The following is a 7,337-nucleotide window of genomic DNA, read 5'->3' as shown; positions in this document are numbered from 1 at the left end:
GTCAATCTCGGCGTTCATTTGCTTGAGGGTGGCTTGAGCAAGCCTTACATTTTTTGGCGTGGCCATTTGTTTGGTGCCTTCACGAAAGCGCTGGCCGTACAAATGAAGATCGAACTGAATGCGCCCATTAGGACGTACGCGAAGATGAGCCATAGCGGCCTCCATTGATATCAGATCTTAAATAGATCTGTCCCTCACCAATGGAATTCGCTAGAATCGAGCCATCGGCTGGGTCTGCTTAAAAGTGTCGCAGCCGGTACGGGGTAGGGAGGTTGCAGCCTTCCTATCCCAACTGCATATTGTGTGTGGCGTTGTGACGTAAGGTCATCATTTGCCAACGCATTTCACGGTATCTTCCAAATCCTAAAACGTATCTTCACGCCCATTCTTTCCGATAGCCTATAAAATGTTCAATATTGACTCTAGTCGTTTACTGGATCGATGTCCAGTGCTTTTGGTGGTTTTTTCATCAAAACTGAGGGTTAATTGGTGCGCCGCTGATGTGTCCTCAAATCCAAATATGTCAGCCTGCTCTCCGTCTTCGACTATTTTCTCTTGACGTTTTTTTGGTCCTGAGTGCGGTTTGGTGGCAAATTTCGCTGTGCGGTGGGCTCGGCTAAAAAGCTTGATGTTCAAGAACGGTAAAAGTATGCCTAGATGACAAGTTGTGTATCTGTTGACTACACAGTTCGTGGTGATATACTTGTATACGTGATAGATATACACAGGTAATTATTATGGCTACCAAATCAGCCCCGATCAATATGCGAGTATTTCCTTCCGTCCGTGATGTTATTGATGCAGCGGCAAGCCTACAGAAAGTGGATAGAACCGTATTCATTCAACAAGCCGCTTTGAATGAAGCTCAAAAAGTACTGGCCGATCAGAAAGATTTTAGATTAGAACAAGCGGCATTTGATGCTTTTGAAAAAGCGTTTGATGAACCACCTAAAATTCTTGAGGGTGTTCAAGATTTATTCCAAAGGAAGTCGCCTTGGGATTGATTAAACCTCGTTTACTTACAGGCAGTGATCACATCAATTCCTTTTGTTGTGGTGTTGAATCTCTCGATCTTTGGCTTAAGAAACAAGCCCTAAAAAGTCAAAACCGTGGTAGTGCGAAAACTTATGTCGTCATTGATTCCGAAAAGAACGCGGTAGTGGGTTACTACGCTATCGCAATGGGCTCGGTATCGAGAGATATCGCTTTTAGTGCTTTAAAACAAAATAGCCCCGACCCAATACCAATGGTTGTACTGGCGAGACTTGCCGTTGATTTGAAATATCAAGGTAAACATATCGCTGTTGGTTTGCTCAAAGATTGTATTTTGCGCTCTATGGCAGCAATGGAAGTGGTCGGTGGGGCTGGTATATTAGTTCATGCTTTGGACGATGATGCTCAGTCTTTCTATACAAAGTTTGGCTTTAAAGAATCGAGCATAGATCGATTGGTGTTGATGGCGAGAATCAGCGACTTAACCAAATCACTCTAGGCCTTCTGAGTTATAAACGTGAAGGCCGAGTCGCGCGATTGAGGACTGCGTTGAGGCGCTCTCTAGCGCCCCGGAAAAGGCTTGCTGGTTTATTGAACCGTAAAGCGCTCATCCAAATACCGGATAAAGTTACGCTTTCTGCTCATTGTCTTCTTTAGCTGCTTGACCAGTCGGTGCCAGGTGAGGTCATGTTGCTCTTTATCGTCGTTGGCCATCGTCTTAAATCGCGCGATGAGTTTTACCGCTTCGAGGTAGCCCCCATTATTTGTCTGTTCCACCTTGTTTTCAATGGCTGTGCGATACAGCTTACACGCCATATCATAGTGTTTTGGGGTCAGAGCATCTGCTACTTGAACACTTAAGTGTGAGTCAATGGCCTCGTGGTGCGCCCACTCAAGCAAGATGTCGGTTCGATGGTAGTCCAGTGCTGTGTTGACCAGTAGCTCAATCCCCCTACTGTGGCGAGTGCTCGATTTGGCGTGTTTCAGTAGTCGCTCAATCACATCCGATTGTTGTTGCTCCCTTTGCTTTCTTTCGGTTGCCATTAAGGGTTGGAGCGCTTGTAGCGTTGCAAAGTGAGGGCGTACTTCAAATTGCTGCCAACGGATCTGCCATGCTTTGGCATTTTGCCCTTGTGAAGTCGCCAATTCACAAGCGAAGTCAATGAGTGAAGAATGGTCAGGATCTTGAAGTGCGTTTTCCGCCTGGATTAAGCAGTGTTGTGCTTGTGAGTATTGTGCAAGCTTGAGGTGATACTGTCCCATTTTAAGCCAATCGTGCCAACGCAACTCTGTGTTGAGTAGCCAAGCAATGGCGTCTTGCCACTGTTCTTTAGCGGCGCTAGCCTGACAGTAGTGGCGACAAATATCACTGGTGGTAGAGGGGGGTAAGTGCTCTACCAGAGCGTCAGATTGAAGGGCTTGAGCCAGAGCCAGACTGAGCGCGGGTGCTTTGTTCTCCAGTGTTTTTAAGAATGATTCATCGATATCAATTTGAGCTTCAATCACTTGAATAATGAAAGAGAGTTTATCAGTGAGTGCCGTATCGCTGTCAGTCAAAGCGTCTATCATGTGCTGTGAAAATAGCGCTAGGGTGGTCTGATAGCCACCACTGGTGGAATCGACGTAGTCGATACAGATGGTATTAAGGCGTTTGATCCCATGCCAAGCCACAAGGTAAGCATCTTCATTGGGCAGGGCTGCAAGGGCATGGTCGAGCGCATGGAATTTATCATTCAATGAATCAAAATAGGCATGGGCTTCATCGTACTCCCATGCCGAGTCATAGGGTAAGGCCTCATCAATCAGGGCGATTACTTGCTTAGTGGTGAGCGACTCATTGTGTGTGTCCACATAGCAGCGGTATTGCAGTGCTTCAAACAGGGTTGGGTTATCGGTAATCTGGTTGTGAAGCATCTCAAGCAAACGCTCTTTATCAAGTGAAGCAAGCCATTGGTGCACCTTAACATCGTCCGGTAGGGTGAGAGCGGGCGCTTCAAGTGGTGTTTGCGCTTGTGCGTAATGCCCGCCATGCACCAGCAATGTGGCGACGGCATGCTTGCAAATCGGCTGATAAGCGGCGGCTGGGCATGTGCATTCAACGTTATTACCACCGGAGATAGAAACATCATACAGGTATGTGCCTTGTACCTGCGCGGTAATGTGTCTGTTGTGGTTGTGATAGTGAAGAACGTGTTGGTGTTTGGCTAGCCACTCGCCACGCTCAAAGGTCGCAATACCCGCCCACTCTCGCAGTTTTCCTAGATTCATGTTCGTTTCCTTTATAGATCACGTGTCGCTTAAGTTTCTTATTTTCGTACGCTGTGGAGATTAATACCAATTGCAGTAAATAATGCCCACAAATAGCGGGTAAAACACTCGATAACTTCGTTAGCATGTTGATTGTAGAATCATTACTTATCGACAGCCCCGATCTTGTTATCAAGCTTTTTTCCTGCGCGACGTCTGAGTACTTACTGACTATCATTAATGGCATTACACGTCATCAAATCCAAACAGATCGTTTTGTTCAGGCTTATCACTTGAGAGCTGTGAGTCTAGTCGTCAAGAGAAACTGCGCCGCAAAATTGCGCGCATTGACACCAAAAACTCAGACTGTCGCACCAACCATAACCACCATATATCCAAAGAGCTTGTTGCTCACTCAAGGGAAATTATTGGCTTAGAAAAGCTAAATCTCAAGGGTATGACGCGCAAGGCAAAGCCTAAACGTGATGCATCAGGACGTAAGTTCATGAAGAACCACGCTAGAGCCAAAAGTGGACTAAACCGTTCGCTATTGGATGTTTCGCTTGGTCAACTTGCCACGTTTATTGAGTATAAGGCACTTGATGCTGGCAAGGTTGCCATTAATGACATCAACCCTGTAAATAGCTCAAGGGAATGTAGTTGTTGTGGCAGTTTAAATACAGATCGCCCAACGCAAGCAGAGTTTATCTGCTTGGATTGTGGTAACAAACAAAATGCGGATGAAAATGCTTCATTCGTACTTCGTAAGCGCACCGTCATTTACATCAAAGAGGAAATGTTTGCTGACAAGGCAAAAACTCGCAAGAAAGTGGTGCACAGGCGGAAGAAATTAGCAGCATAGCTGCACTGGTGTAGGAACTGGCATCAGTATAAAAATCAGGATGGTTAGATGTTACCCTTTATAGGGTTTCCCCAAATTAGTTTGGCTGAAATAAGACTCCCCACAGGGAGCAAACATCGTCAAAGAAATCATCTCACAACAATGATTGACAACGCTTCGCGTCATCAATTGGGAAACTCGGTGGCTTTAGCCGCGAGTAGTTCATAATTGTCCCTTTCGGCTTTAAATTCAAGAATATCAATCACTGCTTTTGCTTCTAACTCAAAATGTTGTTGCTGTTTTTCTCGGTAGGCGCGCAATGGCGCCAGTGAATGGCAATACATCTGCTCTCCATCGCTAAACATCGCTTGCTCATCATCAATATAGACAGATAGGGTCTCACTTTGCGTTGTCAGAGGTCAATATAGTTTGAGTAATTCCAATTAAGATTGTTTAAGAATGTTATATTCTTTCTCGCTCCGTAAAACTTCCGTACAAATTGAATTTGCTTTAAGTTTGCACTATAGTCACCTATGAATTACGGCATTCATCCGTACGTAGGAGGGGTTATGGCAACGGCACGTTTAGATATCCGCCTTGATGAAGAGATCAAGGCAAAAGCCGAAAAGGCATCGGCTTTACTTGGTTTAAAAAGTCTTACTGAATATGTTGTGAGGCTTATGGACGAAGATGCGACTCATGTTATTGAAGAGCATGAAAGTATTATGGTCAAAGACAGTGTCTTTGACGAGTTTATGGCTGCGTGTAATAAAGCGAAAGTTCCGAATCAAGCTTTGCTTGATGCTGCCAAATTTACAGATGAGAGTGGCATTAAGTGAGTTGGGGTAAAGAGTTCATAGAACTTAGCAAATCAAAGCATGACCGAAACTCATTTGATTGTGGTGAGCAAAAGTTAAACACTTTTATCAAAACTCAAGCTGCAAAGCACATGCAAGCAGGCATCAGCCGAACAATGGTTTTACCTAGTGCTCAACCAATGCTAAATCAAAAATTCGCTATTTGTGCATTTTATAGTGTTGCACCGAGTTCAATCAGCCGAGAAACATTACCGGCACAACTAACAAAGAAACTTCCTAGATATCCAATCCCTGTTTTTCTTTTGGCTCAATTAGCAGTGCACAAAGAGTTTCATGGCTCTGGACTCGGAAAGGTTAGCCTTATTCGTGCCCTGAAATATTTGTGGGAAGTTAATCATCACATGCGGGCATACGCAATTGTTGTGGACTGTCTTACAGATTCTGCTCAAGCGTTCTATACGAAGTTTGGTTTTGAAATATTGTGCGAACATAATGGGCGTATTCGTATGTTCTTACCAATGAAGACGGTAGAACGGCTTTTTAATCAATAGGCTACGAATATAACAAACGTTTAAGGCTTCAAGATACTTTTCTAATCCAAATCTCGCGCATTAGAGCCTGTACTCTAACGTGCTTTTGTCCAAAAATGAGCTTAAAAGCGATCAATCTTTATGTAACAATCTTTATTGTACTTTTTGGGCTCTTTGAGAATGGTAAATCTCTTAAAAACGATCAAACTTTAGCTTCAAAAATAGCCAGTTCTACCAGTTTTAAGTGCAAAACCGATCAAACATTATTGTCTCCTGACATGCGTTGTGTGCGCGATCGATTCCAGTGAGTGCTTGGCCTCTGGGGTCAGGGCTATATCGATGTTCATACCCTTAGGGAGCGCGAAAGGAATGATGTCGTTGTCTCGCTCTATTTGAACGCGGTTGCTGTCTTTGTTGACCTCAACACAGAGAAAGGGTGCAGGTATTGGCAGTTGACATATCGCCAGCGCTTGCTTGGTCTCAATAATTTGCTTGGGATGCGTCATGACGCTATCAAAGAAGGCCAGATGATGCTCACAAGCGGGCTGCGCGAGGGCGTAGCTTTCTCTTTTTTAATCGCCAAAAGAGCTGTTTCTTTTGCATTTTAGTGAGGCGAAGCTCCGTGTCATGATGAGTGAGCCAATAGCTAAAGACGGCATTGAGCGCGTCTGGCATGGGTCGCCAGTTAGTGAGCGAGAGTATGAAGGTCTCGCGAGTGACACTGCATGATGCACAAAGAAGGTGCTGTCATGGTGCAGTTGAGTGTAAAGGGGACGGCCATTTCCCGTTATTTATAAGGCAGTACTTTAATGGCGAGGTTGAAGCGAGACCGCAATACTTATCTCGCTTAGTGCCAGAACATGGCAATATTGATTTTAAAGACAACCGTGTACGGCTGTTTTTATAAAGTTAGCCAATGTTCAGTGGTGACGTCAAGCCGTTATCTGTGTTTTAGGCGTGCCCGCTTCCATTTGAGGGATTAAGGTCACCAGCATAAATCTTTCGGTGGTAGGGACGACCAACATGTTAAACGCCTATAAGAGACAATGTAAGCCGACTCTATTCTAATGGTAGAGCGCAAATGTCACCGACGATAGGAATTAACACTCCTTTAGGGGGGAGTTCAAGCAAGAGCTCTGATTACTGCTTGGGGATCTTTCGCAAGTACATTCAGTAACACTAAAGCAGGACCTCTTGGTGTTCTATCTCCACGCTCCCAGTGACGTAATGTACCTAGACTGATACCAAATGTAGATGCAAACTCAGTCTGAGTCATTGCTACATTATTACGCACCGCTTTAACGTCAACAGAGTCAAACTTGTGAACTGTAGCCTCTTTGTTTTCGCCATCTGCGAATTCAATGGCTTCCATTAGACCTTGCTGGATACTTTCAAATGCATTAGTCATGATTGCCTCCCGTAACTGTCTGCAAGTATTTTGGTTAGTTTATTAAGAACATTACATTCAGCTTTAGATAAGTTAGCTTTCTCGTTTTTGCCAAAGAGAGAAAGCATAAACAATGGTATTTCTTCACTATGGTAGTAATAGATAACTCTTACACCACCACTTTTACCACTGCCCTCTTTTGCCCACCTGAGCTTACGAATTCCACCTGTACCTTGCATTAAGACACCGGCTTTCGGGTGCTCTGCTAGATAATTAATGATTTGCTTGTTCTCATCCTCAGAAAGGAGCTTTTCAACTCGTTTCTTGTATTCGGGTAATTCAACGATTGTATGCATAAATGAAGTGTAAGCCAATGGATTACTTTTTTGCAAGTTTGGATAATGACACTTCAGAAACCAACGTGTTTCCAAAGTGCGGGAGGAGGTAGTGTTCAAGCGTATTTCTGACCACACCTTGGTAGCTGCTTTTCCAATTGCCTTTTTGACGCTCATACCACTGAT

General features: G+C 44.3%; 11 protein-coding genes and 2 pseudogenes. 7 read left to right on the top strand and 6 right to left on the bottom strand.

The genetic code is table 11. From position 1 onward, the window contains the following. Nucleotides 1–153: Arm DNA-binding domain-containing protein (locus H5300_RS24500; protein WP_182797137.1), on the bottom strand; the 153-nt coding region annotated here is incomplete at its 3' end. Nucleotides 154–737: 584 nt separating this feature from the next. Between H5300_RS24500 and H5300_RS24495 the strand changes: the two genes are divergently transcribed. Further along, nucleotides 738–1,004: a DUF1778 domain-containing protein gene (locus tag H5300_RS24495; RefSeq protein ID WP_017067984.1), complete on the top strand. Its 267-nt coding sequence runs from the start codon at nucleotides 738–740 to the stop codon at nucleotides 1,002–1,004. After that, nucleotides 995–1,492, top strand: a complete 498-nt coding sequence (locus H5300_RS24490; RefSeq protein ID WP_182797136.1) for a GNAT family N-acetyltransferase — start codon at nucleotides 995–997, stop codon at nucleotides 1,490–1,492. The genes H5300_RS24495 and H5300_RS24490 overlap by 10 nt, the downstream gene beginning before the upstream one ends. 89 nt (nucleotides 1,493–1,581) lie before the next feature. On the opposite strand, the gene H5300_RS24485 is transcribed toward H5300_RS24490, so the two are convergent. Next, the gene (locus tag H5300_RS24485; protein ID WP_182797135.1) at nucleotides 1,582–3,261 is read right to left on the bottom strand and encodes an SWIM zinc finger domain-containing protein; all 1,680 of its coding nucleotides are present in this window, start codon (nucleotides 3,259–3,261) and stop codon (nucleotides 1,582–1,584) included. Nucleotides 3,262–3,559: 298 nt separating this feature from the next. On the opposite strand from H5300_RS24485, the pseudogene H5300_RS24480 reads away from it, so the two are divergent. Further along, a pseudogene (locus tag H5300_RS24480) lies at nucleotides 3,560–4,102 on the top strand (RNA-guided endonuclease TnpB family protein); the annotation flags it as partial. Nucleotides 4,103–4,266: 164 nt separating this feature from the next. On the opposite strand, the gene H5300_RS24475 reads toward H5300_RS24480, so the two are convergent. Then, the gene (locus tag H5300_RS24475; protein WP_259397933.1) at nucleotides 4,267–4,446 is read right to left on the bottom strand and encodes a hypothetical protein; all 180 of its coding nucleotides are present in this window, start codon (nucleotides 4,444–4,446) and stop codon (nucleotides 4,267–4,269) included. Between the two features lie 204 nt (nucleotides 4,447–4,650). On the opposite strand from H5300_RS24475, the gene H5300_RS24470 reads away from it, so the two are divergent. The 4 genes from H5300_RS24470 (at nucleotide 4,651) to H5300_RS24455 (ending at nucleotide 6,336) form a co-directional block, all read left to right on the top strand. After that, on the top strand, nucleotides 4,651–4,920 hold the full coding sequence (locus H5300_RS24470; RefSeq protein ID WP_182797133.1) for a DUF1778 domain-containing protein: 270 nt from the start codon (nucleotides 4,651–4,653) through the stop codon (nucleotides 4,918–4,920). Beyond that, nucleotides 4,917–5,450, top strand: coding sequence for a GNAT family N-acetyltransferase (locus H5300_RS24465; protein WP_182797132.1), 534 nt, complete (start codon nucleotides 4,917–4,919; stop codon nucleotides 5,448–5,450). The genes H5300_RS24470 and H5300_RS24465 overlap by 4 nt, the downstream gene beginning before the upstream one ends. Before the next feature lie 287 nt (nucleotides 5,451–5,737). Further along, nucleotides 5,738–6,037: a hypothetical protein gene (locus tag H5300_RS24460; protein ID WP_182797131.1), complete on the top strand. Its 300-nt coding sequence runs from the start codon at nucleotides 5,738–5,740 to the stop codon at nucleotides 6,035–6,037. Between the two features lie 92 nt (nucleotides 6,038–6,129). Next, a complete protein-coding gene (locus H5300_RS24455) occupies nucleotides 6,130–6,336 on the top strand; it encodes a hypothetical protein (RefSeq protein ID WP_182797130.1) in 207 nt (68 codons plus the stop codon). A 216-nt stretch (nucleotides 6,337–6,552) separates the two neighbouring features. On the opposite strand, the gene nadS is transcribed toward H5300_RS24455, so the two are convergent. The 3 genes and pseudogenes from nadS to H5300_RS28375 form a co-directional block, all read right to left on the bottom strand. Next, nucleotides 6,553–6,837 carry a NadS family protein gene (gene nadS, locus H5300_RS24450; protein WP_017067989.1) on the bottom strand — a complete coding sequence of 95 codons (285 nt, stop codon included), beginning with the start codon at nucleotides 6,835–6,837 and terminating at the stop codon, nucleotides 6,553–6,555. Beyond that, the gene (locus H5300_RS28380) at nucleotides 6,834–7,055 is read right to left on the bottom strand and encodes a type II toxin-antitoxin system RelE/ParE family toxin (RefSeq protein ID WP_220503575.1); all 222 of its coding nucleotides are present in this window, start codon (nucleotides 7,053–7,055) and stop codon (nucleotides 6,834–6,836) included. Before H5300_RS28380 ends, nadS begins: the two co-directional genes overlap by 4 nt. 151 nt (nucleotides 7,056–7,206) lie before the next feature. Continuing rightward, a pseudogene (locus tag H5300_RS28375) lies at nucleotides 7,207–7,337 on the bottom strand (phage integrase central domain-containing protein); the annotation flags it as partial.

Origin of the sequence: Vibrio sp. SG41-7, from assembly GCF_014164465.1 — a bacterium.
GTDB lineage: Bacteria > Pseudomonadota > Gammaproteobacteria > Enterobacterales > Vibrionaceae > Vibrio > Vibrio splendidus.
The sequence above is the reverse complement of the archived record's forward strand: the minus strand, read 5'-3'. Positions and strand labels throughout refer to the sequence as shown.